Below are 23,546 nucleotides of genomic sequence, written 5' to 3' on the forward strand. Positions count from 1 at the left end.
ACCGACCCTACGCCGTCATCCCTGCCGCCCCTTCCCTTCGCGCTCGCCCGCGCTAAGCTGCCCCCCGGACACAACCGGGGGGACGTGACGATGCAGGGCAGGATCTTGGGATACGACACCGACAGCGCCGAGGGGATGATCAGCGCTGAGGACGGACGCCGCTACGCCTTCACCCCCACCGATTGGCGCCACCGCACCGCGCCGCAAACCGGGCAGCGCGTCGATTTCGAGGCACGCGACGGACGCGCCACCGGCATCTATGTCACCGGTGGCACCGCGATGACCGCCGACAAGAACCGTTTCGTCGCTGCGCTGCTGGCGCTTTTCCTGGGCACGCTCGGGCTCCACAAATTCTACCTTGGCAAGATCAAGGCCGGGATCATCATGCTGTGCGTCGCGGTGTTCGGGTCGATCCTGTTCGGCGTGCCGACCGCGATCATCGCGCTGATCGCGCTGATCGAGTGCATCATCTATCTCGCCACGCCCGACGCCGCGTTCGAGCGGAAATACGTCGAAGGCGACACCGCCTGGTTCTGACCATCGCCGAAAGATTGCCGATGAAAATCGTCCTGCCCGCGCTTGCCCGTTCGTTGCTCGAAGCGCGGCTGCCCGCCGGCCTCGAGATCGCCTGGGTCACGACGCGGGCGGAAGCTGTCGAAGCGATGGCCGATGCCGAGCTCGGCTGGGTCGACCTGTACCCGCACGGGCTGACGTCGGAAGCGGTCGCCGCCGGCAAACGGTTGCGCTGGCTGTTCACCGCAGTCGCCGGAATCGAGTCGCTCGATCTGCCGGCGCTGCGCGATGCGGGGACGATCGTCACCAACGGCGCTGGCATCAATGCGATCGCGGTCGCCGAATATGCGGTGATGGGCGTGCTGGTCGCAGCCAAGCGCTATGACGAGGTGGTCCGCATCGCCGACCGCCACGTATGGCCCGACACCGCGCCCGGACGGCAGGAACTGTTCGAAACGCGCGCGCTGGTCGTCGGGTATGGCGCGATCGGGCGGCTGATCGGGGAACGGCTGGCGGCGTTCGGAGTCGCGGTGACCGGCGTCACGCGCTCCGGGCGCGATGAAACGCTGACACCGGATGCATGGAAAGCGCGGCTTGCCGAGTTCGACTGGGTCATCCTCGCCGCACCGTCGACCGACGGCACCAAGGCGACAATCGCCGCGCCGGAGCTCGCAGCGATGAAATCGGGCGCGTGGCTCATCAACATCGCGCGCGGCAACATGGTCGATCAGGATGTGCTGCTCGCGGCCCTTCGCGAACGGACGATTGCAGGCGCGTTCCTCGACACGGTCGACCCCGAGCCGCTCCCGCCGGAGCATCCGCTCTGGACTGCCCCCAACGTGATCCATTCGATGCATCTCGCCGGACGCAGCCAGACCAAGATGTTCGTCCGCGCCGCCGACCTGTTCCTCCGCAACCTTGCGAAGTTCCAGGCAGGAGAGCCGATGGAGAATGTCGTCGATCTCGACGCGGGATATTGAAGCACGGACCGCGAACAGGGGCGCGCAGCGCGTCCCGCCACCCGTGGCAGTGTGTTCACTGCGGGCGCTACACATCTTTGACGCCGTAATGGGCATAAGGGCGACGGGTCGCGTCCGACGACCGGTGGCGGAGCCCAGCAATGCGTCGTCGGGGAATATCTCTCGACGGGCGAAACGCCCCTCGCCGCTACTACGAGGTAAGCTCCAAGATCGCGAACGACTAAGGCTGATGGAAACCGGTCGCTCAACGCAGAACGGCTAACAACACTTCAGGCGGCAGGTATGGCGTCGAAGATGGCTCCGTCAAATACCTCCAACTGAGCTGGTTTTCGGAGTAACCCTTTGCCGCTCAGGCGAGCGAGAAGGTGCGCCACTGCAACTACCATCTCAGATGGGCGATAGGGTTTGGGCATCGAGCCTATTGCCACAGTCTCGGCAGAACAGGCTCGGCTGCCTTGCCCGCTAATCAGAAGCACCGGTATCCCCATCGCCTTCAGATGCCTCGCAAGCTCGATGCCGTCTTCACCGCCCGCAAGCGAAATGTTGACCAACGCGATAAGGGGCTTTTCGGCTGTGGCGACTTGGAGCGCCTCGTCCTGACGATCCGTTAGATCGAGCACTTTGTATCCCGCCAGTTCGAATTCGTCGCGAAGGTCGATCGCGATCAACGCCTCGTCTTCGACGATCATCACAGTTTCAGACTTTTGGCTGACGTGTGATCCAGTCATAATCCACCTTACAGTTCGCGAGGTGCCACTCGTGTGTGCGTGCCAAGCCAAATAGCTGAATTCTAACGCATTCGAGACCCGCAAAGTTGCTGCCGTAAACCGACGACTTCATGCGGGAGCCATCCGGCGGGATTAGCTGCGTTTGGCGACGGCTCAAAAGGTCAGATAAGGCTCCAGCCCAAGGCTCAAAAATATGGCGGTGCTAGCCACCCGGTAAACGGGGGCTGCTCCTTGCAATTTTCGCGACCAGTCGCCCCAAGTCCCAAATCTCGCAGTCGCTGTTAAAATGATGCTGCCGCACATGCGTGATGGCGGCCTCGTCGCTATCACCAACAAATTCGATCCGGCTGGTAATGCGCCCCTGATCATCTAAACAATATAGTTTGTACGCAGCCATAATGGGTACCGTACATATTGTAGATACCGTTCCCTAGCTTTTATAACAGATTGCAGTCTTTTCCTATGCGATCGCGAACAAGGTCGATCCTTAGACGCCTTGTTGACCGCGCTGGAACGCTACTGGGGTGGGGACGGAGGGTAGACAAAGGAGAAACTCGTGGGACGCCGACTTAACGATCGGCATGGCACGCTCTGCCATGGCTAACATCCGTTAGCGTTTCGCCGTCGAGGTCCGCAACTGAGCGTAAGCGGACATTCTACGTTTCCTCCACTTCGCCGATTACACGCAAAGTGAGTCAATCGGGACTATCTCAAGCGCCAACTGGTTTTAGGGCTTTTTGGAAAGGGGGACTGGTTCACCAATCAATGCACCTTGTATCGGCCAAATCGTGTTCGTTGATGGGATGCCCACCAACACCGGCTTGCCAAGTACCAGCGAATTGAAGACGTGGATTTCGGTCGGCACCGGATCGAGAGAGTGCGTGATAAACATGACCTCCGGTTTGGCCCCCGACGGCAGTTGCGGTTGAGTCGGCATGTCGAGGCAGGAGTTGGTGAAATGCCGGATGCTGCCGGCCTTGCCCGAGGCGTCGACATCGACCTCATAATGCCCTCCGAAAGGGATGGCCTTACCGCTTGTTTGTGGTGTGAGGAAGTAGACGGAGATCGCACCATCTACACTGTCGGGAGGCAGCACGACTGTATTGAAAGGTTTCGAAGAACAAGCTCTTACGCTGCTATCAGTCAGGATAGCTGCGCGCGCAGACGCAAGAGCGAGTACCATGCGCCTATCCAGCTCGGAAAGCGCTACATTTTCAGCGGCGCCGAGAACGCGCCCTTCAACGAGACGGTTGGCTCTAAACGCTGCGACGTACACGGCCTTTCGCCCCGCCTTGTCGAAGAAGATGAGCCGGGGGTTCGTTGCCGGGCCATCGACGATGTACCCCCCGATTATGTTCGACGGGTCGGCAAGCTTGGCAAGCATGTCGTCAGTTCCGTGCCATGCGGCCTGATCATAGGCGTAGAGGAGCGCACCTCGCTGACTCGCTCGTTCGAGCGCCTTTTCTTGCCCGGAGTTTTTCGCCGATGCGCCTTCGGCGAGCATAGTTGCAAATGCCCAGAGAAGCATAGCCATGTATCGAGTGCTTACTTTCATCTCGATAGATTATAACGTCTTGGTAGCCCGTCAACGACGCAATTGAGCGTCGATATTCTTTGTCAGCCAGATCCTGCGAACTTCTGCCTATGGGGAGAAAACAGTCATCGCTATCCCGGCTTAAGAAACCTATCCCTCCCTGGCCGGATCGAAGAAGAACCAGTGTTCGTGAATCTTCCCGTCCAGGATCCGCACAGCATCCGCACCGCTCACGATGACCTGGCCCGGCGGCCCGCCACGCCAGCGTGTTACCGCAACACCGTGATGGCCGAGCGTTGGCCCGGTCACCTCGAACCGGAACCCGGGCGGCATGTCGGCGAGGACCCCGGCGACGGTATTGGAAATCGCCCCATGCCCCGTAATCGACCGCTCGGGTTCGTGGATACGCGCCTCGGGATGATAGATCTCGGCGATGGCAGCCAGCCGCTTATCGCCGTCGCGCTCGTTCCAGACCCGTTCGATGCTGGTTTCCAGCAGCCCCGTCGCGATCACATCGTTCATGTCGGGTTCCCAAATCTGTAAGGCAACAATGCCTGAAGGGTGCCACCGAACGCCTGGCCGAACCTTCGTATCAGATTTGCTTCCGCGGCGGCAAATCTTGCACGGACGCCACACCGTCCGCCAAACGCTCCTCAATTACCCAACAAGGGAAATTCTGTATTGCACCGCTTACCCAGCCTGGGTAATAGCATCCGCATGACGACAATGGCCGGCCTCAAGATCAAACGCTTCCGCGAAGAACGGGGTCTCACCCGGGCTGCGTTCGGGGCGTGGTATGGCGCGCCCGGCTCGACCGTTCAGGGCTGGGAAGAGGATGGCAAGCGCGCCAGCGGCCCGGTGGTCAACCAGATCGCCGCCAACGCCATCGCGGCCCACGCCGACTGGTATGTACAGATTCGTATGGAGAATGACATGAGCAGCTGGGCCCCCGATAGCTGGACCCGCGCCGACGCGCGCCAGATGCCACACTATGAGGATTCCGCAGCGCTCGACGCCGCGACCACGCAGCTCAGCAGCTTCCCGCCGCTCGTCTTCGCGGGCGAAGCGCGCAACCTGACCGCGGATCTCGCGCGCGTCGCCGAGGGCAAGGCGTTCCTGCTGCAAGGCGGCGACTGCGCCGAGAGCTTCGCCGAGCATAGCGCGAACAACATCCGCGATACGTTTCGCGTCATCCTCCAGATGGCGGTCGTGCTGACCTTCGCGTCCAAGCTGCCGACGGTGAAGCTCGGGCGGATGGCGGGGCAGTTCGCCAAACCGCGCTCTTCCGACACCGAGACGATCGGCGACGTCACCCTGCCCGCCTACCGCGGCGACATCGTCAACGACATCGCCTTCACCCCCGAAGGCCGCCAGAATGACCCGCAGCGGATGATCCGCGCGTACAGCCAATCGGCGGCGACGCTCAACCTGCTGCGCGCGTTCGCGGGCGGTGGCTATGCGAACCTCCATCAGGTCCACCGCTGGACGCACGATTACATGGGCCGCAGCCCGTGGGCGAAGAAGTTCGCCGACGTCGCCGACCGGATCGGCGAATCGCTCGATTTCATGGAAGCGTGCGGGATCAGCCCCGAGACGGTGCCGCAGCTCGCGCAGACGAGCTTCTACACCAGCCACGAGGCGCTGTTGCTGCGCTACGAACAGGCGCTGACGCGGCAGGATTCACTGACCGGTGACTGGTATGACACCAGCGCGCATTTCCTGTGGATCGGCGACCGCACCCGCTTCGAAGGCAGCGCGCATGTCGAATATCTGCGCGGGATCGGCAATCCGATCGGAATGAAGTGCGGCCCGAGCCTCGAGCCGGATGCGCTGTTGCGGCTGCTCGATACGCTCAACCCGTCGCGGATCCCGGGGCGGATGACGCTGATCACCCGCTATGGCCACGACAAGATCGAGGCGGGGCTCCCGAAGCTGGTCCGCGCTGTCCTACGCGAAGGGCATCCCGTAGTATGGAGCTGCGATCCGATGCACGGCAACGTCATTAAGGCGGCAAACGGCTACAAAACGCGACCATTCGATCGCATTCTGGCGGAGGTTCGCGGCTTTTTCGCGGTACATCGCGCGGAGGGGTCGATCGCTGGCGGCATTCACGCCGAGATGACCGGGCAGAATGTCACCGAATGCACCGGCGGCGCGGTCGATGTGACCGAACAATCGCTGGCGGATCGCTATCACACGCACTGCGATCCCCGTCTCAATGCCGGGCAGAGTTTGGAGCTCGCGTTCCTGCTGGCGGAGATGCTCAACGTCGAAATGGCAGAAAGGCGGCGCGCGGCGGCCTGAGCCACCGCGCGCTAAGCTATTGGACTATATCGCGGAACGACCCTGCAACAGGCGGACCACGACGACCACCGCGGCAATCACGAGCAGAAGGTGAATCAACCCGCCACCGATATGAACAGCAAGGCCGAGTGCCCAAAGCACGAGTAGAATGACGACGATCGTCCAAAGCATGTGAAATCCCTTTTCCAATACCGGCCCCTCGCCGGAACGGGTGACGCGGCCACCCATCGATAAGGAAACGTAACGATGCCACGCAGGTTCCACGGGATCGTGCGCGGCAAAACGTGCCTTGACGCTGATCACCACCGTGCGTATGGACGCACCTCCCGCGACGGCCCCTTCGTCTAGCGGTTAGGACGACGCCCTCTCACGGCGTAAGCACGAGTTCGATTCTCGTAGGGGTCACCATCTCGCCATCCCAAGGCATTTGAAATGTGCCGGAAACAGCAGTTTCCAGCGGGTTCATTCGATTTGAGCATCGGAATCAGAGTGACGGGACGCTGCTACCCGTCACTCCACCGGATGAAGCTGATAGCTGTTCTTAGGTTGCTTGTGCCCCTCGCGACAACTCAAAGACGCGCTGCCAATGAAAACAGAACAGAGCGGGGAGCACCGGGGTAAATCCACAAGGCGCTATAGCTGCTCTGGGCGTATGTCTGGTCAAGGATGTTGTCGACCTCGACACGCGCCGTCAGGCTTTTTGTGACCGGATACCCGAGACTAGCCTTGGCTTTAACATAGCTGTTCAGCCGCAGGTTGCCGCCGTCGAGCGCCGCAGCCCGCGAACCGACATAGGTCGCGCCTGCACTCATAGCGAGATCGCGTCCTGACAGTGGTACGGTGGCAAAGAATTGTAAGGTGCCAGCGTGGCGTGGAACATTGAGAACGTCGGCGCTGGGAAAAGCCGGATCTTGAGCGGATGCGTCTGTAAAGGCATAATTGCCGATCACCCGCACACGGGAGGTCAGATCGAGTTCCCCATCGAGTTCGACGCCGCGCGACCTGATCCTACCAACCGTGGCAAGGAAGTTCACGTCGATCGGATCGGCCGCGAGGATGTTGCGCTTGGAAACACTGAACCAGCTGGCGGCGGCGCGGACCGAAGGCAGGACCAGCTTGGCACCGACTTCATAGCCACGCCCCGTTTCCGGCGCGAACGCCTCTCCCAGCCGTCCGACGCTCGAATTGGCGCGCGAGCCTTCCCCCCAATTGGCATGGAAAGCGAAGCGCGGGTCGGGCCGATATCGAAGCCCGGCACGGAATTCGATCGGGTCACGCTTCAGGCGGCTGAGTTGCCCCGAACGCAGGTTGTCAATGCGCTGATCAAGATGCTCATAACGCAGCCCACCTACTGCACTGAGGGAGTCGGTCAGCTCCCACATGTCCTGACCATAGACGGCAACGGCTTTCCGCCGCTCGTTGGTGATGGTGAACGGTGTCAGGGGGCCGGCGGTGCCACCATAGATTGGGTCGAAGACGTTGATCGGATAGGGTTCTGTAGCGCTGGGCCGAAACCGTACCTGATAGGTATCGAAGTCGAGGTCGTAGAGCGTCACGCCAAAGCTCGGTCGGTGAAGCCCCAAGGCAGTCACCGTGCCGCGCACTTCGACGCGTCCCGACCAATCGGTCAAGCTCCAGTCGCGAAGGCGGCGTTGGCGGCGAACGATACCGTTTACCGGCGAGGTCGAGGTTTCGCTGGAGAAGCCGCGGATGCGCGCGGCACGATAGGCGGTACCGCCAACCAGGGTCCAGCTGCCCCCCAGATTCTGCTCTAGCGTCAGCTCGTGGCGCCAGTTGCTGGACGAAACGCGACCGTCACCCGGCTCCCCCAAGAAGCGATCGCGCGATACCGCTTCGGTATCGCCGTTGATCGCCGGAATGCCACGGTCAAACGGAGAGCTGAACTGGACATATTCCCCTTGATAGGTGAGCGTTGTGCCGTTCATCGGGAGCCAGCTGATCGACGGTGCGAACAGGCGGCGCCTGAGATCGACGAACTCGCGAAAGCCGTCGCTATTCTCCATTGCGCCGACCAACCGGATCGAGAACGATGGCGACAGCCTGGATTCGACGTCGCCTTCCAGGCGGTAAGTCCCGAACGAACCACCACTCGCCGTCAGATTTCCACCAGTCCGGAAGCGCGGCTTCTTGGTGACGACGTTGATGACACCAGCCGGATCGACGGAGCCGAAAACGGCGCCGACCGGGCCCTTGAGGACCTCGATCCGTTCGACGTTGGCCGGATCCCGCGGCGGTCCGAAACCGCGGTTGGCGAGAAAGCCGTCGATGAAGTACTCGGCTCCCGTATCAGGCGTCCCAAGGAAGCCGCGGATTGCATAATTGTCGCGCAGCCCACCAAGATTGTTCTGCTGTGAGATGCCGCTGACCAACTCCAAGGCATCGGCCAGGCGGCGCACGCCATAATCGTCGAGGATGCTGCGATCCAGCGCGATGCTGGCCTGCGACATCCGCTCGGTTACGATGTCCGATCCGTTGGTCCGATCGAGGCGCCGCTTGCCGAGCACGACGATGTCGTCGACCGTTGGTTTCTGCACTTGCGTTGCTTCTTGAGCGAAAGCGGGCGTGATCGAACAAGTCGTCGCGGCAATCGCGGCGAGCGACGCGCATTCGCAAAGTGACCAGCGCTTCCGCCCCAAATTTTGCACGACCTTAGACACAGCTCTGATCACGGATGCCCCCGAATTTCATGTGAAAGCGCAGGGCATCTATGCCTTGCGTAACGATACATCGTCTCATAGACGTCGCTAATTCCGGCGCAAGATGAAAATATGGTGACACGATGATGACGAATGACGCAGGCGTTCCCCTGCCGATCGACGTGCGCGAGGTGCGACACAGCTACGGCGAGCGCGAAGTGTTGTGCGGGCTCGATCTCTCGGTGGCACCAGGCGAGATTTATGCGCTCCTGGGTGGCAATGGTGCCGGCAAATCGACCACGCTGTCCGCGTTGCTCGGCTTCATCGTGCCATCCTCGGGAAGCGTGCGTGTCGGTGGCATCGATCCTGCTGCCGATCCGGCCAGGGCACGCGCACAGCTCGCGTACGTGCCTGAGAGTGTTGCGCTGTATGATCAGCTGAGCGCACGCGAGAACCTCGACTATTTCCTTGCGCTTGCCCGCGCCCACAGGTCACCGGATACCATCATCGCGCCTGCGCTCGAAGCCGTCGGGCTACCGCAACACGCCTGGAACCAACGCGTTGGCGGTTTCTCCAAGGGCATGCGGCAGAAAGTGGCGATCGCGCTCGCGCTGGCGCGTCATGTGCCAGTGCTCTTGCTCGACGAGCCGACGTCGGGGCTTGATCCCCGTGCCACCCTGGAGTTCAACCGCCTGATCGAGACGGCGCGTGACCGCCAGGTCGCCATCCTCATGGTGACGCACGATCTCCTGAGCGCTGTCGACGTTGCGGATCGCATCGGCTTCCTCGCCAACGGACGGATCGAAGAAGAGCTTGCTGCCGGAACCGGATCTGTCCGGTTCGATCTCAACGCGCTCCACGCCCGCTATACCGGAACGAGGGTGGCGGCGTGAACGTTCGCGTGATCCGCATTGCGCTCGAGGAATGGCGCAGCCTGGCCAGGAACCGCGCTGGTCTTGTGGCAACTCTGCTGCTCGTTGCGCTCGTCATTGTATCTGCGCTGGTCAGCTTCGAGCGCCGCGCCGGGATCGAGGCAGAACGGGCACACTATCAGACTTTGGTGGACTCAAACTTCGAGAATCAGCCCGCCCGCCATCCCCACCGGATGGTGCATTATGGGCAATTCGTGTTCCGGCCGCTCAGCCCCCTCGCCTTCGTCGATTTCGGCGTCGACAGCTTTACCGGCAACACCATCTTTCTCGAAGGGCATCGGCAGAATAGCGCCAACTTCTCGGAAGCACGCCAATCGTCGCTGCTTCTGCGCTTTGGTCAGTTGACCCCGGCGTTCGTCCTGCAGACATTGGCACCGCTGTTACTTATCTTCCTGGCGTTCACCAGCGTGGCGAGGGAACGCGAACGGGGCACCCTGCGGCTTCTGCTGGCGCAGGGTGTCAGCGGCTCGCAACTGCTTATCGGCAAATTGCTGGGCCACGGCGGTATTGCGCTTGCGATCGGCACGCCGGCGTTTCTGCTCCTCGGCTGGCTGGCGGCAAGCGCCGCTGCACCCGCAAGGATCGTTGTCTTGCTTGTCATCGGGTATGCCGCGTGGCTGCTGCTCTGGGCTGCGCTCGCCGTGCTCGTTTCTGCGCTGGTCACTCGCTCGCGCGATGCTCTGGTGGCGCTCGTCGGTATCTGGATGGTCGTCGTCGTTCTGCTGCCCCGCGCCTTGCCCGAGGTAGCGGCGACCCGCACCGTGCTGCCGAGCAAAATCGAGACCGAGATCACGCTGCACCGTGCGCTCAAGCAGATCGGTGACGCGCATAATCCCGACGATCCGTATTTCGCCGCCTTCAAGGCGCGCGCACTTGCCCGGTACGGAGTGTCGCGTGTCGAAGACATGCCGGTACAATATGCGGGTCTTGTCGGCATGGAAGGCGAACGGTTGACGACCGGCCTCTACGCCAAGTCGGCGAGGGCAATCGAGGCGCGCGAGGGGGAGCAGAACGACTTCGTTCGCGCCTTCGGGACGATCAGCCCGCTCATCGCAGTTCGGCAGTTGTCGATGGCACTCACCGGCACTGGCCTTGCCGCTCATCAGGACTTTCTCAACCAGGCGGAGGCGTTCCGCTACCGGTTCGTGCAGGCGCTCAACTGGATGCAGGCGGAGAAGATCCCGGTCGTAAACGCCGGCGAGGATCCGCGCGTCTCCGCCGACAACTGGAAGACCATCCCCCGCTTCCAGTATCGCCCGTTCGTGCCAACTTCCGCGATGATCTGGCCGAACCTGCTGGTGCTCGGCGGCTGGCTGGCGGGCCTTGGGCTGCTTTCAGTGCCAATTGCCCGCCGTCTGGGAAAGGCAACACGATGAGCTTGGCCCGAGTAGAGCTGCGCCTTATCCTGCGCTCCCGTCTCGCCGCGGCAGCGCTTGGGTTGTTGTTCTTGCTATCAGCGCTTTCGATCTGGTCCGGCCTATCGGCGGTCGACCGGCAAGACGCCACGATCGCGCGTGTCACCGCCGAACAGGCACGCGATCTTGCGGCGGTGGCCAAGGAATATGGCAAGCCGGACGGTGAGGCAGGCTATGCCGCATATTATTCGTTTCTGCTGACTCACGACCGACCTTCGCCCCTCGCCTTTCTCGCGCTGGGGCAGCGTGACGTCCAACCGGCAGTCCTTCGGGTTCGAGCCTTGAGCTTGCAGCAGCAACTCTACGAATCTGAAACGCTGAATGCCGAACAGGCACTCCCGGGTGTGTTCGACTTCGCCTTCGTCGCGATCTATCTCGCGCCCCTGGTAGTAATCGCGCTGACTCACGATCTGGTCACCGGCGAACGGGAAGGCGGACGGCTCCGCCTGCTGCTGTCGATGCCGGGCACCGGTTTGTGGCGGCGGCGGATTGGTCTTCGCTACCTGCTTGTCGCGCTGTCGCTGCTGACACCGGCCGCTGTTGCCCTTGTTGCTACCGGCGCCCCTGCCATGCTCGGAGTTGGGATCATGGCCGTGGTTTCAGTGTACCTTGCCTTCTGGTTCGGACTCAGCGTGCTCGTCGCCAGCCGGGTGCGTGCATCGGCAACGGCGGCAGCAGGCTCCGTCGGATGCTGGATTGTGCTGACCCTGCTGCTCCCCACCCTCGCCAATGCCGCGATCGCGCGCGCTGTGCCAGTCAGCAAGGGCATCGACTTGACCTTGGCGCAGCGTGAGATCGTTCATCACGGCTGGGACATCCCCAAGCCTGCAACGTTCGATCGTTTTCTGGCGACCCATCCCGAATGGCGTGGTCACGAGACCTTCAAGGGTCGGTTCCACTGGAAATGGCTGTTCGCCATGCATCAGGTCGGCGACGAAGCCGTGGCGGCGCAGGTTGCTGCCTATCGTGCCAGCCTGCTCGACCGCGAAAGCTGGACAGTCCGGCTTGGCTGGCTCCTGCCAAATGTCGCGGCGCAGGGAGTCCTGCATCGGCTCGCCGACACCGATCTTGTCGCGCAGCTCGATTATCAGGACAGCATCGGTGCGTTCCACAAGGAGCTGCGCTCGTTCTTCTACCCCTATCTCTTCCTCGATCGGCCCTTCACGCGTGCCGACTTCGGTTTGCTGCCAAGCTACCACGCCCGTAGCGGCACGGCTTCCTGGCCAGCCATCCCGATGCTGCTGTTGCTGATCGTGACGGGCCTTATCCTCGCAGCGAACGCAGTTCAGATACGCGGGATCAGCCGCGACGATTCCCGTTGAACCAGATCCCTACCATCGTTCCCGAAAGTCTATCCGTGTCCCCTCGTAAACCTTCCAACTTGGCGTTTCTTTTCCTCATGGTCGCAGCACCGCTCGCGGCGCAGGGCCCCGCTCCCCTGCCGCCAACTCTGCCGTGGTCTGGCAGGAGCGAAGCGTTGATCGTTAAAGGCGACGATCCGTGGATTACCCCGGCAGAAGCGTCTGGGTTCAAGTCAACGCCGCCTTATGCCGACGTGAAAGCGTGGCTTGCGCGGCTGGATGCGGCCTCGCCGCTGATCACCGTGCGCAGCTTTGGTCGTACGGGCGAGGGGCGTGATCTGCTGTACGTGCGCGCGAGCAAGGGCGGCGCGAACAAGCCAGTGGTGCTGGTGCAGGCGGGAATCCACTCGGGCGAGATCGACGGGAAGGATGCAGGGCTGATGCTGCTGCGCGACATCGCGTTGCGCGGAAAGGAGGATCTGCTCGACAAGGTCGATCTGGTGTTCGTGCCGATCTACAACATCGACGGTCACGAACAGATGAGCGCGTATAATTTCGTCCATATCCGTGGCCCCTCCCAGAAGGGGCGCGAGGCAAATGCACGCAATATCGATCTCAATCGCGATTACGCAAAGGCGGATGCGCCAGAGACCCGCGCCATGATCGGACTGTTACGGGCGCTCGACCCGATCCTCTACGTCGACTGCCACGTCAGCGAAGGCTTCGACATGCAGTATGACGTAACCTTCACCTATGCGGGCTGGGGCAAATACGCCCGGCACCGAGCGACCGCAGACTGGTTGGAAGGTCGCTTCGGGCCAGCTGTCACCGCCGCTCTGACGATGGCCGGGCATACGCCGAGCATCTATCCAAGCCCGATCGACACGCGCGCGCCCACCAAGGGCATCCGTTTCAGTCCAGAGGGGCCACGCTACTCGACGGGTTACGGCGACTTTATCGGCGTGCCGACGGTGCTGGTCGAAAACCACATGCTCAAACCCTATCGTCAACGTGTGCTGGGCACCTATGTCCTGCTCGAAGCCGCCTTGAAGATTGCAGCGCAGGATGCACAACGCATCGCTACAGCGAAGCGGAACGACCGCGCCACCCGTCCCACCGAGCTTCTTACCCGCTGGTCTCCCGCAGAACAGCCGATCGGCTGGATCGAACGCTTCAAGGGGGTGGCGTTCGACACCTACCTGTCTCCAGCATCCGGGCGCATGGAGCAACGGTGGCTTGGAAAACCCCTTACGTTCCGCATGCCGATCATTGGCCAGCGCGCTACGCAAACGGTGCAACTCCCCAAGGCGTGGTGGGTCCCGGCCGCGCAGACTGATGTGATCGAACGGCTGCGTCTTCATGGCATCACTTTGGAAACAAGCACCGTCTCGCGGACGCTGGACGTCGATCAGGTCAGGTTGATCGATGCGAAGCTGTCCCAGCCAAGCGAAGGACGCGTGCCGATCACCGCTACTTTCTCGCATGAACGGCGCGAGCAGGTAATGCCCGTCGGCAGCGTCCGCGTACCCGCGGATCAGGAATTGGGACTATTAGCCGCGGCGCTGCTGGAACCGGAAAGTCAGGACTCGTTTCTTGCGTGGGGCTTCTTCCCCGAGATGATGGCGCCAGCGCCGAGCACGGATGCGTTCGTTCTCGCCGCCTTGGGCGATCGCATGCTCGCGACCGATCCCGCGATCAAAAGCGCGTTCGAGCCAAAATTGGTCGCCGAGCCTGGCTTTGCGACTGATCCTGAGGCGCGACTTGCCTGGTTCTACGAACGCGCCGGCCCCGGACATCCGTACCCTCTCCGCTATCCCATCGCCCGCGAGGTCGATTGAGCGCTGAAAGGGGACGAGAGTCCGCCTCGGATAGAGCGATGGCTGCGAAAACCGCTGGCACTACCTCCACGGGGGGTTGCGGCGCGTAGCAACGGACCACGCACGCCGCCCATCCGGCAGGCAGCAGATCGCACTGACTGGTATCGTGAGTCCGTGTGGTTCTCGTCTTGCCAAAACCAACCCTCATGTCGTAATGATACAACATATCATGACGTAGGGTGCAGTTCGATGGTTCAAGATGTAAAGGCTCTCTTGCCGGTGACGGTCCTGTCCGGATTCCTGGGCGCTGGAAAGACGACGCTGCTCAATCACATCCTCGCCAACCGAGAGGGCCGGCGGGTGGCCGTGATCGTCAACGACATGTCCGAGGTGAACATCGATGCGGATTTGGTCCGCAGTGGGGATACCGCCCTCTCACGCGGCGAGGACACGCTCGTCGAAATGACCAATGGCTGCATCTGCTGCACACTGCGCGAGGATCTTCTCGTCGAGGTTCGCGCGCTGGCAGACGCCGGGCGGTTCGACTGCCTCGTGATCGAAAGCACGGGTATCTCCGAGCCGTTACCGGTCGCTGCCACCTTCTCGTTCGAGGACGAACAGGGCGAAAGCCTGTCGGATGTCGCGCGTCTGGATACGATGGTGACGGTGGTCGATGCCGCAAACCTGTTGCGTGACTATGCAAGCACCGACTTTCTCGCCGATCGCGGCGAAGCGCTCGGCGATGATGATCGGCGCAGTCTCGTGGGGTTGCTGGTCGAGCAGATCGAGTTCGCAGACGTGATCGTCATTACCAAGGCCGATCTCGTCGATGCCGCACAACTGGCGACCGTGCGCAAGCTGGTGGCCTCGCTCAACGCCGACGCCCGCATCGTCGAGGCACGACATGGAGCGGTGCCGCTCGACTCCGTGATCGAAACCGGATTGTTCGACGATGAAAAGGCGGAATTGCATCCGCTGTGGGCGAAGGAACTTTACGGCCACGCCGATCACCGTCCCGAAAGCGAGGAATACGGTGTCGAAAGCTTCGTCTACCGGGCTCGCGCACCTTTCGACCCGGCTAAGTTCCACGATTTTTCGCGGGGCGGGTGGCTGGGTGTGGTGCGGGCGAAGGGCCATTTCTGGCTTGCGACGCGTCCCGATTGGTGCGGAGAGCTCGCTCAAGCCGGAGCCCAATCGGTGACGGAAGCGCTCGGCCGCTGGTGGGCCTGCATCCCCGCGTCGGAGCGTCCGAGCGGCGAAGCATGGGACCGGATGGTGGCTGCCAGATGGTCGCCGATCTGGGGCGACCGACGGCAAGAACTTGTCTTCATCGGCATCGACATGGACGAGGCCGAGATCAGACGCCGCCTCGATGCGTGTCTTATACCCGCCGCCGCCTTCACGCCCCGGCTATGGGAGGGAATGCCCGATCCGTTCCCCGCCTGGGGTGTGCGAGAGGTGGCCTGATGAACGGCGCGTCGATACTTGCCTCTTCCCGCTCGCACGTTCGTCGAGCGCCCACCATCGATGCGTTTACAGCGATCCTCGATCCCAGAGTGAATCTCGCGATCTGGGAGAGGCCTTCGATGGTGCCGGTCGGGCCTCTGGACGGTTTTGGTACCATCCAGATGACGACCGCGATCGATCATGCGCACGCAGCGCTGACGGAGGCGTTCGCACGGCAGCCACCCGCCGCTTGGCATTCGGATATCGCTACCGATATCGCTTCACTCAGCGCAGCCTTTGCAGTGATCATGGCGTTGTCGCATGTCGCAATCCGCCTGGAGCGGGTGGTCGGCGACGCGTGCAAGCGCTGGCACGCGGATTACGTGTCCGTCCGGCTGATCTGCACCTATCGCGGGTCGGGAACACAGTGGATCGAACGGTCGGTCGACAGCACCGATGCATTGGTGGTCGAGACGCCCCGATCGCTTTCTCCAGGCGCGGTCGGCCTCTTCAAAGGCCGGAACCTCGCCGGTGAAGAGGCCATCGTCCATCGCTCCCCGCCGATCGCGGGCACGGGCGAAGAGCGGTTGCTGCTGGTGATTGACGGTCCACCACCAGCGGACACCGCCGCGCTCTGGAACCGAGCGATGCAAAGTGGCTGACATATTCGCAGGCCATCATCGGTATGCGATCGGCAAGAGTATCCTTACCCTTTCGATGACCCAAGCCTTGAGGATCGACACTCCGTGACTCATTTGCCGCTACTCATCGCCGCCATCCTCGCAAGTGCTGGCGCCATTGCCGGCGCACAACAGTCGCTCGGGCCGGGGGGTTATTTGAGGCCGGGCGCGTTCGACGTGCTGGCTGTCCTACCACCTGCCCCGACGCCGACCGATCCCCGGGGTATCGCCGATCGCGCGACCTTCAAGGCGACCCGCGCGCTTCAGGGCAGTCCTCGTTGGGAGATGGCGGTAAACGACGTCAAGTCCGCCCCGTCTGACCTGTTCTTTGACTTCAGTTGCGCACTTGGCATCACGCTGACACCCGAAAACGCCCCGCGAACCGCCGCGCTGCTTCGGCGCGCCATGTTCGATACGGGACGCCAGACAGGCACTGCAAAGACATATTACAAGCGACAGCGCCCATTCCAGATCGACAGCGGGCCGATCTGCCAGCCCGCGGCGGAAGTGGCGGATAGTTATGATTATCCATCCGGCCATGCGACGGCGGGCTGGACCATGGCGACGTTGCTGGCGCAGGTCGCACCGGACCGCGCAACCGCGCTGCTAGCGCGCGGCCGGGCTTACGGCGAAAGTCGGGTCGTGTGCGGTGTCCACAATGCCAGCGCGGTCGAAGCAGCGCGTCTTTCGGCCTCGTCGACATTGACGGCTATGCAGGGCGAGCCCGCCTTCGCCGCCGATCTCACAGCGTCCAAGCACGAGGTTGCAGCACTTCTGAAGGCCGCAGGCGCAGCAAAACACGACACTCCGGCTTGCACGCGTGAAGCGAAACTGGTTGCCCAGCGCCTCTACTGACGAGCTACTGAAACTTCGCCCGCTGGCGATTCTATTGGTAAAAAACCCTCGCCACCAATTGCGATTACCGACCTGCGAAACGTCGGTCGGCAGTTCACACCGCGGTAGCATCGTGCCGTATCACCGCGCGTCGATCGCGCGCGAAAAGATGAGTGTTACGCCTTCTCTACTCTGGCGCTAACCCCGTAATCTGTCACATGGCATAGAGAACGGAATTGGGACCACGATGACGGCGGAAGTGGCTGACGAGCGGACGGCGCAGCGGGTTGCCGCCCTGACTTGCTATGCGGTGCTGGATGCGCCGCGCGATCAGTCGTTCGATGAGCTTGCGGAGCTCACTGCCAAGCTGTGCGATACGCCGATCGCCGTCGTCAATCTGATTGCCGCCGATCGACAGTTCTTCATGGCGGAGGTGGGTCTTGGCGTCCGCGAGACTCCGTTTGAAAGCTCGTTCTGCGCCAAAGCCATTCTGGAAGAAGACTTCCTGCTCGTTCAGGACGCGGCGCAAGACCCCCGGTTCGCCTGCAACCCGCTCGTCATCGGTGAGCCACACATCCGATTTTACGCAGGGGTTCTTCTCAAGAGCGAGGAAGGCGTCCCGATCGGAACGCTATGTGTCCTTGATTTTCGTCCACGGGACCTGACTCAGCTTCAGCTGGATACGCTCCAAATTCTGTCCCGACAGGTCATGGCGCAGCTCAACCTCCGGCGGGCCGTGCTCGATCGGGAGCGCCAGTATAATGCGGCCTGCGAAAGTGAGGCGCGTTACCGCACGCTGTTCGATTCCATCGAATCCGGCTTCTGTGTGGCTGAAGTCACCCAGCGGAACGCGGATGGTCTAACGGATTACCGTATCACCGACGCAAACCCCGCCTTCTTCCGACAGACCGGCTTCGACGAGACGATCCGAGAAACCTGGTTGCGAAAGGCTGTACCCGAGCTCGAGGAGCACTGGTTCGACATCTACGGCCGTGTGGCCTCTACCGGTGAGCCGATCCGTTTCGAACAGGGTTCGCAGGCCCTCGGACGCTGGTTCGACGTGTACGCCTTTCGCATCGGAGAAGCGGGTGAGGGGCGGATCGCAATTCTGTTCAACGACATCTCTGCGCGCCGCCGCGCAGAAGAAGCGCTAAGAGCGCTCAACGAAACACTCGAGCAGGAGGTGGCGAGTCGAACAGCGCAGCTTCAACTGTCCCAAGACATCATTGAGGCCAGCAACGATCCGATTTGCGCGTTCGATACCGAATGCCGGTTGATCGCCTTCAATAAGGCGCACAGCGACGAAATCTTTCGGATCTTCCATCATGAAGTTCAGTTGGGGGAGGTATTCCCCGATCTGTTCCCACCGGACCAGGCACCGATAATGCGGGCCTTCATGGAACGTGCTCTTACCGGGGAAAGCTATACCATCAGCGAAGCCTTTGGAAATCCTGACCTCGCCAAGCCTGTTTGGGAAGTCTCCTACTCGCCGTTGCGGGACGCCAGTAACCAGGTCGTCGGCGCATTTCACTATGCCCGCGACATCTCTGTTCGACTGCGGGCCGAGGCAGAGCTTGCCGAAACCCATCAGGCCCTCCGCCAAGCACAAAAGATGGAGGCCGTCGGCCAGTTGACCGGCGGTTTGGCGCATGACTTTAACAACTTGCTGACTGGCATGATGGGGAACCTCGAACTTCTGCAACTTCGTGTTGCCCGTGGTCGGCACGATGATCTAGACCGCTTTGTGAATGCAGCCCAAGGTGCGGGCCGGCGCGCTGCCTCGCTGACGCAACGATTGCTCGCCTTTTCGCGTCGGCAGACGCTCGATCCGAAGCCCACCGATGTGAACAAGTTGATCTTCGGTCTGGAGGAGATGCTCCAACGCACGGTTGGGGCGACCACGGACATCGAGATCGTCGGCGCAGCCGGTCTATGGACTGCCGAAATTGATGCCGGTCAGCTCGAAAACGCCATTCTGAACCTGTGTATCAATGGACGCGATGCGATGCCGCATGGCGGAACACTCACGATCGAGACTGCGAATAAGTGGATCGATGATCGCACCAGTCGCGAGCGGGATCTGCCTCCGGGACAGTATATCTCCGTGTGCGTGACCGATACGGGCACAGGCATGAGCGCAGAAACAATCGGGCGCGCTTTCGAGCCGTTCTTCACCACAAAACCCATTGGCCAGGGGACCGGCCTAGGCCTATCGATGATCTATGGTTTCGCGCGTCAGTCCGGAGGACAGGTTCGCATCTATTCCGAAATCGACCATGGAACGACGGTGTGCATCTACCTCCCGCGCTATCACGGCCAGGCGGAATCCGACGGCACCGATACCGAAGGTGTACTTGTCGACGGAACAATGGGGCCAGACGGTGCTCGTGGTCGATGACGAGGCAACGATCCGACATCTGATCGACGAGGTGCTGGATGAGCTCGGCTACACGGTCATTGGCGCAGCCGACGGTGCCGCCGGTATCAAGGTCCTACAGTCGGGCGCTCACATTGACCTACTCATCACCGATGTTGGCCTTCCCAACGGCATGAACGGTCGTCAGGTCGCGGACGAAGCGCGGCGATTGCGGCCCGGGCTGAAGGTGCTGTTCATCACCGGGTTCGCTGAGAATGCTGCGGTCGGCAATGGCCATCTGGAACACGGCATGGAATTGCTCACGAAACCTTTCACCCTCGAGGCGCTGTCGTCAAAGGTTGCGAGCATGCTGAAGCGAGCGGAAGAATAGATCCACAAGCGTTCCACTTTACCGGGGCAACGTCGGCGCGCGTCCCTTTTTCGTTGGGGAGATGATTATCCGAAACGAAAGCCGGAGATCGGCTTTCCGAGGGCATGTCCGTGAAAGTCGGTCCGGCCGGGCTCTCCGGACGCAGCACCCGCCGCCACCATCAGCGGCAGCAAGTGATCTTCCCGTGGCTGCGCATGACGAGCGCCGGGAGCCTGTTCCCAGGCAATCAACGAACGGTCCCGCGTGTTGCCGTCCACCATCGCTTCACGGAGCCATGCGTCGAATGCCTCGGCATCCGGCTCAGCTGGTCGGCTACCGCCCATGAAGCCGCTCATGTTGTGGTAGCTCTGGCCGCTGCCGAGGATCAGTACGCCCTCTTCTCGCAGCGGCTTAAGCGCGCGACCGATGGCGAGATGGGCTGCGGGATCCAGCCCACGTGTGAGCGACAATTGGACCGTTGGAACGTTGGCTTCAGGGAACATGACCTTGAGCGGTACGAAGACACCATGGTCCCAACCGCGCACCGTGTCTGCACCGCTCTCGATACCGGCAAGACCGAGCAGGCCACGCACCCAATTTGCCACCTCCGGACTCCCGGGGGCGGGCCATGTCAGCCGGTAGGTGTGGTCGGGAAAGCCGCCATAGTCGAACAGTAAAGGCGGCGCAGCGGCGGCGTTGACTGTCGCTCGCGCTTCTTCCCAATGACCTGAAATGACGAGGATCGCGCTGGGCTGCTCGGTGAGTGCTGTAGCAAAATCACGGAGATATTCCTCTAGCTCCGCCCATGCTTCCCGCATCGGACCGGGATCGAGGAAAAAGCACGGACCACCACCGTGGTTGATGAAGAACGTCGGTTGCATCGTCTTGATATAGGCGTCGCGACCGCATTGCAGGAGTGGTCAAATCATGATCGTCTCCGTCGTCGGAGATGTTCGGTAATGATTGGCCGGGTCGAGCCCTTAACAGGTTCGCACGCTCGTCCCGATCGCTCCCCTGTGATCCTCTCGCAGCTTTGAAACGCTCCGCAGGACCGGGTGACCTGAAGCCGCGCGTGCGTGTGTGGCTTTGTGATTTTCAACCGACAGTTCGACTTCCGGCTTGCTGGCGTCGGATCGTGCCGAATGCCGGAACATCTCGTCGCGGCACCCATCACTGGCGGACAGCTGATCCCGATCGAAATCCAGGACGCCCCGCCCAAAAAGGGGGCTCACTCTTTATCGACTGGTCGCACGGTCGAGCAGATCCGCCATTGCAGTGTTGGCCTGTCCGGCCGCGATACTCGCCGGGCTGTTCCCCGCGACGTCGATCACCGCGGTTTCAGCACCCGCGGCGAGCAACATCTCGACGATCGCACTGTGCCCGAACATTACCGCGTTCATCAGCGCGGTTTGACCCGCGAGATTGCGCTGGTTCGCGTCTGCACCGGCATCCAGCAACAGACGCGCGATATTAGCATAGCCTTTGAAGGCGACGCCCATCAGCGCGGTATTCCCCCGAGCACCATCCCCGGCAGCGGTATCCGCGCCATGCGCCAACAACACCGCGGTCGCGCCTTCGTGGCCGTTGTAACTGGCCAGGATCAGAGGCGTATATCCTTTTGCGTCGCGCGCTTCAGCATCTGCCCCAGCCTGAAGCAGCGCGGGAAGGACGTCGTCCCGTCCCAAGCGTGCGGCCTGATGCAACAGGTCCTGCAACCGCTCCGGCGACGGCAACGGTGGCTGGTCGGTCATGATTTGTGCGTCTGACACAGGAAGTTCCTAACAAGGCTGATCCACACCAACGATTTCGCAACGAAACAGGCTCCCACGATCGAACACAATGCCCGGGCAAAACGGACACACGGCTTTGACCGAACCGCGTCGCCATCATAAGCCACGAGGCACCGCCGTTCCGCATCAGACCGGCTTCGCTCGCAGGGATGTGCGTATGTCCAACGATTACGACCACGGACGCCGTGACGGGCTTAGACTGGCGATCGCCATCCTCGCCGCAGAGGAAGCCAAATGGGCGGCGCTGCTTGGGGAAAGCCCGTCGTGGCGGACCAACCAGACGCGCGAAGTCCGGCACAAAACACTGCAAGTCGCCCAGAAGCGCGTGCAAACGGTGCTGAACCGGCTTTCGCCCAAGCAGGACGACGGCATGAGTGATGAACTCGCTGCCGCGTTGGACAGCGCGGGGCTCTAACGCGTCCTGGCATGCCAGCGCCCCGTTGGCTGGCCCTACCCCGCGTACGCCTTGACCACATCAAACAGGTAATCGCGCCCGTCATACAGCGACTTGACGTTCATCCGCTCGTTGAGACCGTGTGCGCGGTTGATGTCCGACGCGATAAACATCCCCGGCACGCCGTACACCGGGATCCCTACTGCCTCTAGAAACACACCATCGGTCGCGCCGGTCGACATCATCGGCAGGATCGGGACGCCGGGGAAATGCTTCGCCGCAACGGTCTTCGCAGGTCCCAGGATCTTGGGATCGAGCGTCGGCGGAACCGCGGTCGGGCGAATTGGCTGGTTGGCAGTGACCGTCACCTTGTCTCCCGCCAGTTCCTTCAGCTTCGCCAGCGTTGCATCGACGGTTTCGCCGGGAAAGATGCGGCAATTGACGTTGGCGATCGCGCGCTGCGGCAGCGCGTTCTCGGCATGGCCGGCGTTGACCAGCGTCGCAACGCAGGTGGTGCGCAGGACCGAATGGAAGGTCTTGTTCGCGCTCACCACCGCATCCGCCGCAGTATCGGTTGGATCGGCTAGCAGCCGCTTGATCGCATCACCCATTGGTCCGGGCTGTGCCGCCGCATTTCCGGCGAAGAAGGCGCGGGTCGTGTCGGTGAAGCGGATCGGGAACTCATACCCTTGCACCGCCTTCAACGCGTCGGACAATTGGTAGATTGCGTTATCGGGGGTCGGCTGAGAGCTGTGCCCGCCGGGGTTGGTGGCGAGCAGCGTAAAGTTCTGCGCGGCCTTCTCGCCCACTTGGAGAAACAACGTCTTGCGTTCGCCCTGTTCGGTCAGCAATCCGCCACCGCCTTCGTTGAGCGCGAATTCCGCAGCGATGAGGTCGGGCTTGTTTTTCGCCAGCCACTCTGCGCCGTTGAACGCGAAGGTCGTCTCCTCGCCACAGGTCAGCGCGAGCTTGATCGTGCGCTTGGGGTGATAGCCGCCCGTCTTGAAGCGGATCATCGCGTCCGACCAGATCGCCGCCTGCGCTTTGTCGTCGGTGCTGCCGCGCGCGTAATAATAGCCGCCGTCCTCGACCAGCTTGAACGGATCGCGCGTCCAATCCTCCCGCTTGGCCTCGACCACGTCGAGATGCGCGAGCAGCAGCATTGGCTTCATGCGCGCATTGCTGCCCTTCAGTACGGCGACGAGGCCACCTTCCTTGGGATGATCGGGCACCGAAAAATAGGTGATGTCGCTGTCAGCATAGCCCGCCGCCTTCAGGCGCGCACCGATTTGCGCAGCGGCTTGCGTGCAGCTCCCGACGGAAAGCGTGGTGTTGGTTTCGACCAGTTCCTTGTAGATCTCAAAGAAGGCCTTCTGGTCCGGCCTGTCCTGCGCCGTTGCTGCGGAGGGGAACCCGGCCACCGCTGCCGTCGTACCGAGAAGGATCGCCAAAGTAGTCGCGCGCATGTTGCCCCCTGCCTGCTGATCTAGCGAGG

21 protein-coding genes and 1 tRNA gene are annotated in these 23,546 nt (G+C 61.9%); 14 read left to right on the forward strand and 8 right to left on the reverse strand.

Annotation, left to right across the window (positions count from 1 at the left end):
* Window positions 1-90: 90 nt before the first annotated feature.
* Complete coding sequence (locus tag ABIC16_RS15870) at window positions 91-537, forward strand: TM2 domain-containing protein (protein ID WP_354291809.1); 447 nt, start codon at window positions 91-93, stop codon at window positions 535-537.
* 20 nt (window positions 538-557) lie between these two features.
* A complete protein-coding gene (locus ABIC16_RS15875; RefSeq protein WP_354291810.1) occupies window positions 558-1,493 on the forward strand; it encodes an NAD(P)-dependent oxidoreductase in 936 nt (311 codons plus the stop codon).
* 269 nt (window positions 1,494-1,762) lie between these two features.
* Here ABIC16_RS15875 and ABIC16_RS15880 read toward each other — a convergent pair whose 3' ends face one another.
* The 3 genes from ABIC16_RS15880 to ABIC16_RS15890 form a co-directional block, all read right to left on the reverse strand.
* The gene (locus ABIC16_RS15880; RefSeq protein ID WP_354292349.1) at window positions 1,763-2,182 is read right to left on the reverse strand and encodes a response regulator; all 420 of its coding nucleotides are present in this window, start codon (window positions 2,180-2,182) and stop codon (window positions 1,763-1,765) included.
* Window positions 2,183-2,948: 766 nt separating this feature from the next.
* Complete coding sequence (locus ABIC16_RS15885) at window positions 2,949-3,755, reverse strand: hypothetical protein (protein ID WP_354291811.1); 807 nt, start codon at window positions 3,753-3,755, stop codon at window positions 2,949-2,951.
* Window positions 3,756-3,905: 150 nt separating this feature from the next.
* Window positions 3,906-4,277: a nuclear transport factor 2 family protein gene (locus ABIC16_RS15890; RefSeq protein WP_354291812.1), complete on the reverse strand. Its 372-nt coding sequence runs from the start codon at window positions 4,275-4,277 to the stop codon at window positions 3,906-3,908.
* Window positions 4,278-4,688: 411 nt separating this feature from the next.
* Here ABIC16_RS15890 and ABIC16_RS15895 point away from each other — a divergent pair, with 411 nt between their 5' ends.
* Window positions 4,689-6,059 (forward strand): class II 3-deoxy-7-phosphoheptulonate synthase, encoded by a 1,371-nt coding sequence (locus tag ABIC16_RS15895; protein WP_354292350.1) that lies wholly within the window; start codon window positions 4,689-4,691, stop codon window positions 6,057-6,059.
* Window positions 6,060-6,083: 24 nt separating this feature from the next.
* Here ABIC16_RS15895 and ABIC16_RS15900 read toward each other — a convergent pair whose 3' ends face one another.
* Window positions 6,084-6,230 (reverse strand): lmo0937 family membrane protein, encoded by a 147-nt coding sequence (locus ABIC16_RS15900; RefSeq protein ID WP_277967943.1) that lies wholly within the window; start codon window positions 6,228-6,230, stop codon window positions 6,084-6,086.
* Window positions 6,231-6,392: 162 nt separating this feature from the next.
* On the opposite strand from ABIC16_RS15900, the gene ABIC16_RS15905 reads away from it, so the two are divergent.
* Window positions 6,393-6,467: transfer RNA gene (locus tag ABIC16_RS15905), tRNA-Glu, on the forward strand.
* Window positions 6,468-6,628: 161 nt separating this feature from the next.
* Here ABIC16_RS15905 and ABIC16_RS15910 read toward each other — a convergent pair.
* Window positions 6,629-8,737, reverse strand: coding sequence for a TonB-dependent receptor (locus ABIC16_RS15910; RefSeq protein ID WP_354291813.1), 2,109 nt, complete (start codon window positions 8,735-8,737; stop codon window positions 6,629-6,631).
* A 125-nt stretch (window positions 8,738-8,862) separates the two neighbouring features.
* Here ABIC16_RS15910 and ABIC16_RS15915 point away from each other — a divergent pair, with 125 nt between their 5' ends.
* The 9 genes from ABIC16_RS15915 to ABIC16_RS15955 all read left to right on the forward strand — a co-directional run bounded on the left by ABIC16_RS15915 (window position 8,863) and on the right by ABIC16_RS15955 (window position 19,888).
* Window positions 8,863-9,609, forward strand: a complete 747-nt coding sequence (locus ABIC16_RS15915) for an ABC transporter ATP-binding protein (RefSeq protein ID WP_354292351.1) — start codon at window positions 8,863-8,865, stop codon at window positions 9,607-9,609.
* Window positions 9,606-11,024, forward strand: a complete 1,419-nt coding sequence (locus ABIC16_RS15920) for an ABC transporter permease (RefSeq protein WP_354291814.1) — start codon at window positions 9,606-9,608, stop codon at window positions 11,022-11,024. Before ABIC16_RS15915 ends, ABIC16_RS15920 begins: the two co-directional genes overlap by 4 nt.
* The gene (locus ABIC16_RS15925; RefSeq protein ID WP_354291815.1) at window positions 11,021-12,385 is read left to right on the forward strand and encodes an ABC transporter permease; all 1,365 of its coding nucleotides are present in this window, start codon (window positions 11,021-11,023) and stop codon (window positions 12,383-12,385) included. The genes ABIC16_RS15920 and ABIC16_RS15925 overlap by 4 nt, the downstream gene beginning before the upstream one ends.
* A 77-nt stretch (window positions 12,386-12,462) precedes the next feature.
* On the forward strand, window positions 12,463-14,202 hold the full coding sequence (locus tag ABIC16_RS15930; RefSeq protein WP_354292352.1) for a M14 family metallopeptidase: 1,740 nt from the start codon (window positions 12,463-12,465) through the stop codon (window positions 14,200-14,202).
* Window positions 14,203-14,430: 228 nt separating this feature from the next.
* Window positions 14,431-15,648 carry a GTP-binding protein gene (locus ABIC16_RS15935; RefSeq protein WP_354291816.1) on the forward strand — a complete coding sequence of 406 codons (1,218 nt, stop codon included), beginning with the start codon at window positions 14,431-14,433 and terminating at the stop codon, window positions 15,646-15,648.
* Window positions 15,648-16,289 (forward strand): DUF1826 domain-containing protein, encoded by a 642-nt coding sequence (locus tag ABIC16_RS15940; RefSeq protein WP_354291817.1) that lies wholly within the window; start codon window positions 15,648-15,650, stop codon window positions 16,287-16,289. The genes ABIC16_RS15935 and ABIC16_RS15940 overlap by 1 nt, the downstream gene beginning before the upstream one ends.
* Before the next feature lie 84 nt (window positions 16,290-16,373).
* On the forward strand, window positions 16,374-17,162 hold the full coding sequence (locus ABIC16_RS15945; RefSeq protein ID WP_354291818.1) for an acid phosphatase: 789 nt from the start codon (window positions 16,374-16,376) through the stop codon (window positions 17,160-17,162).
* Window positions 17,163-17,388: 226 nt separating this feature from the next.
* Window positions 17,389-19,539, forward strand: a complete 2,151-nt coding sequence (locus ABIC16_RS15950) for a PAS domain-containing protein (RefSeq protein ID WP_354291819.1) — start codon at window positions 17,389-17,391, stop codon at window positions 19,537-19,539.
* Window positions 19,523-19,888 (forward strand): response regulator, encoded by a 366-nt coding sequence (locus ABIC16_RS15955; protein ID WP_354291820.1) that lies wholly within the window; start codon window positions 19,523-19,525, stop codon window positions 19,886-19,888. Before ABIC16_RS15950 ends, ABIC16_RS15955 begins: the two co-directional genes overlap by 17 nt.
* A 65-nt stretch (window positions 19,889-19,953) precedes the next feature.
* Here the strand turns inward: ABIC16_RS15955 and ABIC16_RS15960 are convergent, their stop codons facing one another.
* A complete protein-coding gene (locus ABIC16_RS15960) occupies window positions 19,954-20,748 on the reverse strand; it encodes a DODA-type extradiol aromatic ring-opening family dioxygenase (protein ID WP_354291821.1) in 795 nt (264 codons plus the stop codon).
* Window positions 20,749-21,102: 354 nt separating this feature from the next.
* The gene (locus ABIC16_RS15965) at window positions 21,103-21,582 is read right to left on the reverse strand and encodes an ankyrin repeat domain-containing protein (RefSeq protein WP_354292353.1); all 480 of its coding nucleotides are present in this window, start codon (window positions 21,580-21,582) and stop codon (window positions 21,103-21,105) included.
* A 232-nt stretch (window positions 21,583-21,814) separates the two neighbouring features.
* Between ABIC16_RS15965 and ABIC16_RS15970 the strand changes: the two genes are divergently transcribed.
* Window positions 21,815-22,072: a hypothetical protein gene (locus ABIC16_RS15970; protein ID WP_354291822.1), complete on the forward strand. Its 258-nt coding sequence runs from the start codon at window positions 21,815-21,817 to the stop codon at window positions 22,070-22,072.
* A 35-nt stretch (window positions 22,073-22,107) separates the two neighbouring features.
* Here the strand turns inward: ABIC16_RS15970 and ABIC16_RS15975 are convergent, their stop codons facing one another.
* Entirely contained in the window at window positions 22,108-23,517 is a 1,410-nt protein-coding gene (locus ABIC16_RS15975; RefSeq protein ID WP_354291823.1) for a M20/M25/M40 family metallo-hydrolase, read from the reverse strand.
* Window positions 23,518-23,546: the final 29 nt, after the last annotated feature.

The organism is Sphingomonas sp. PvP055 (assembly GCF_040546365.1).
In the GTDB taxonomy this organism is placed as follows: Bacteria; Pseudomonadota; Alphaproteobacteria; order Sphingomonadales; family Sphingomonadaceae; genus Sphingomonas; species Sphingomonas echinoides_A.

Excerpts from the sequence above, each read along its gene's own strand:
- ABIC16_RS15875 (WP_354291810.1), top strand. The coding sequence starts at position 558 with ATGAAAATCGTCCTGCCCGCGCTTGCCCGTTCGTTGCTCGAAGCGCGG.
- ABIC16_RS15950 (WP_354291819.1), top strand. The coding sequence starts at position 17,389 with ATGACGGCGGAAGTGGCTGACGAGCGGACGGCGCAGCGGGTTGCCGCC.
- ABIC16_RS15925 (WP_354291815.1), top strand. The coding sequence starts at position 11,021 with ATGAGCTTGGCCCGAGTAGAGCTGCGCCTTATCCTGCGCTCCCGTCTC.
- ABIC16_RS15960 (WP_354291821.1), bottom strand. The coding sequence starts at position 20,748 with ATGCAACCGACGTTCTTCATCAACCACGGTGGTGGTCCGTGCTTTTTC.
- ABIC16_RS15890 (WP_354291812.1), bottom strand. The coding sequence starts at position 4,277 with ATGAACGATGTGATCGCGACGGGGCTGCTGGAAACCAGCATCGAACGG.
- ABIC16_RS15880 (WP_354292349.1), bottom strand. The coding sequence starts at position 2,182 with ATGATCGTCGAAGACGAGGCGTTGATCGCGATCGACCTTCGCGACGAA.
- ABIC16_RS15975 (WP_354291823.1), bottom strand. The coding sequence starts at position 23,517 with ATGCGCGCGACTACTTTGGCGATCCTTCTCGGTACGACGGCAGCGGTG.
- ABIC16_RS15870 (WP_354291809.1), top strand. The coding sequence starts at position 91 with ATGCAGGGCAGGATCTTGGGATACGACACCGACAGCGCCGAGGGGATG.
- ABIC16_RS15885 (WP_354291811.1), bottom strand. The coding sequence starts at position 3,755 with ATGGCTATGCTTCTCTGGGCATTTGCAACTATGCTCGCCGAAGGCGCA.
- ABIC16_RS15935 (WP_354291816.1), top strand. The coding sequence starts at position 14,431 with ATGGTTCAAGATGTAAAGGCTCTCTTGCCGGTGACGGTCCTGTCCGGA.
- ABIC16_RS15900 (WP_277967943.1), bottom strand. The coding sequence starts at position 6,230 with ATGCTTTGGACGATCGTCGTCATTCTACTCGTGCTTTGGGCACTCGGC.
- ABIC16_RS15970 (WP_354291822.1), top strand. The coding sequence starts at position 21,815 with ATGTCCAACGATTACGACCACGGACGCCGTGACGGGCTTAGACTGGCG.
- ABIC16_RS15915 (WP_354292351.1), top strand. The coding sequence starts at position 8,863 with ATGACGAATGACGCAGGCGTTCCCCTGCCGATCGACGTGCGCGAGGTG.
- ABIC16_RS15940 (WP_354291817.1), top strand. The coding sequence starts at position 15,648 with ATGAACGGCGCGTCGATACTTGCCTCTTCCCGCTCGCACGTTCGTCGA.
- ABIC16_RS15895 (WP_354292350.1), top strand. The coding sequence starts at position 4,689 with ATGAGCAGCTGGGCCCCCGATAGCTGGACCCGCGCCGACGCGCGCCAG.
- ABIC16_RS15930 (WP_354292352.1), top strand. The coding sequence starts at position 12,463 with ATGGTCGCAGCACCGCTCGCGGCGCAGGGCCCCGCTCCCCTGCCGCCA.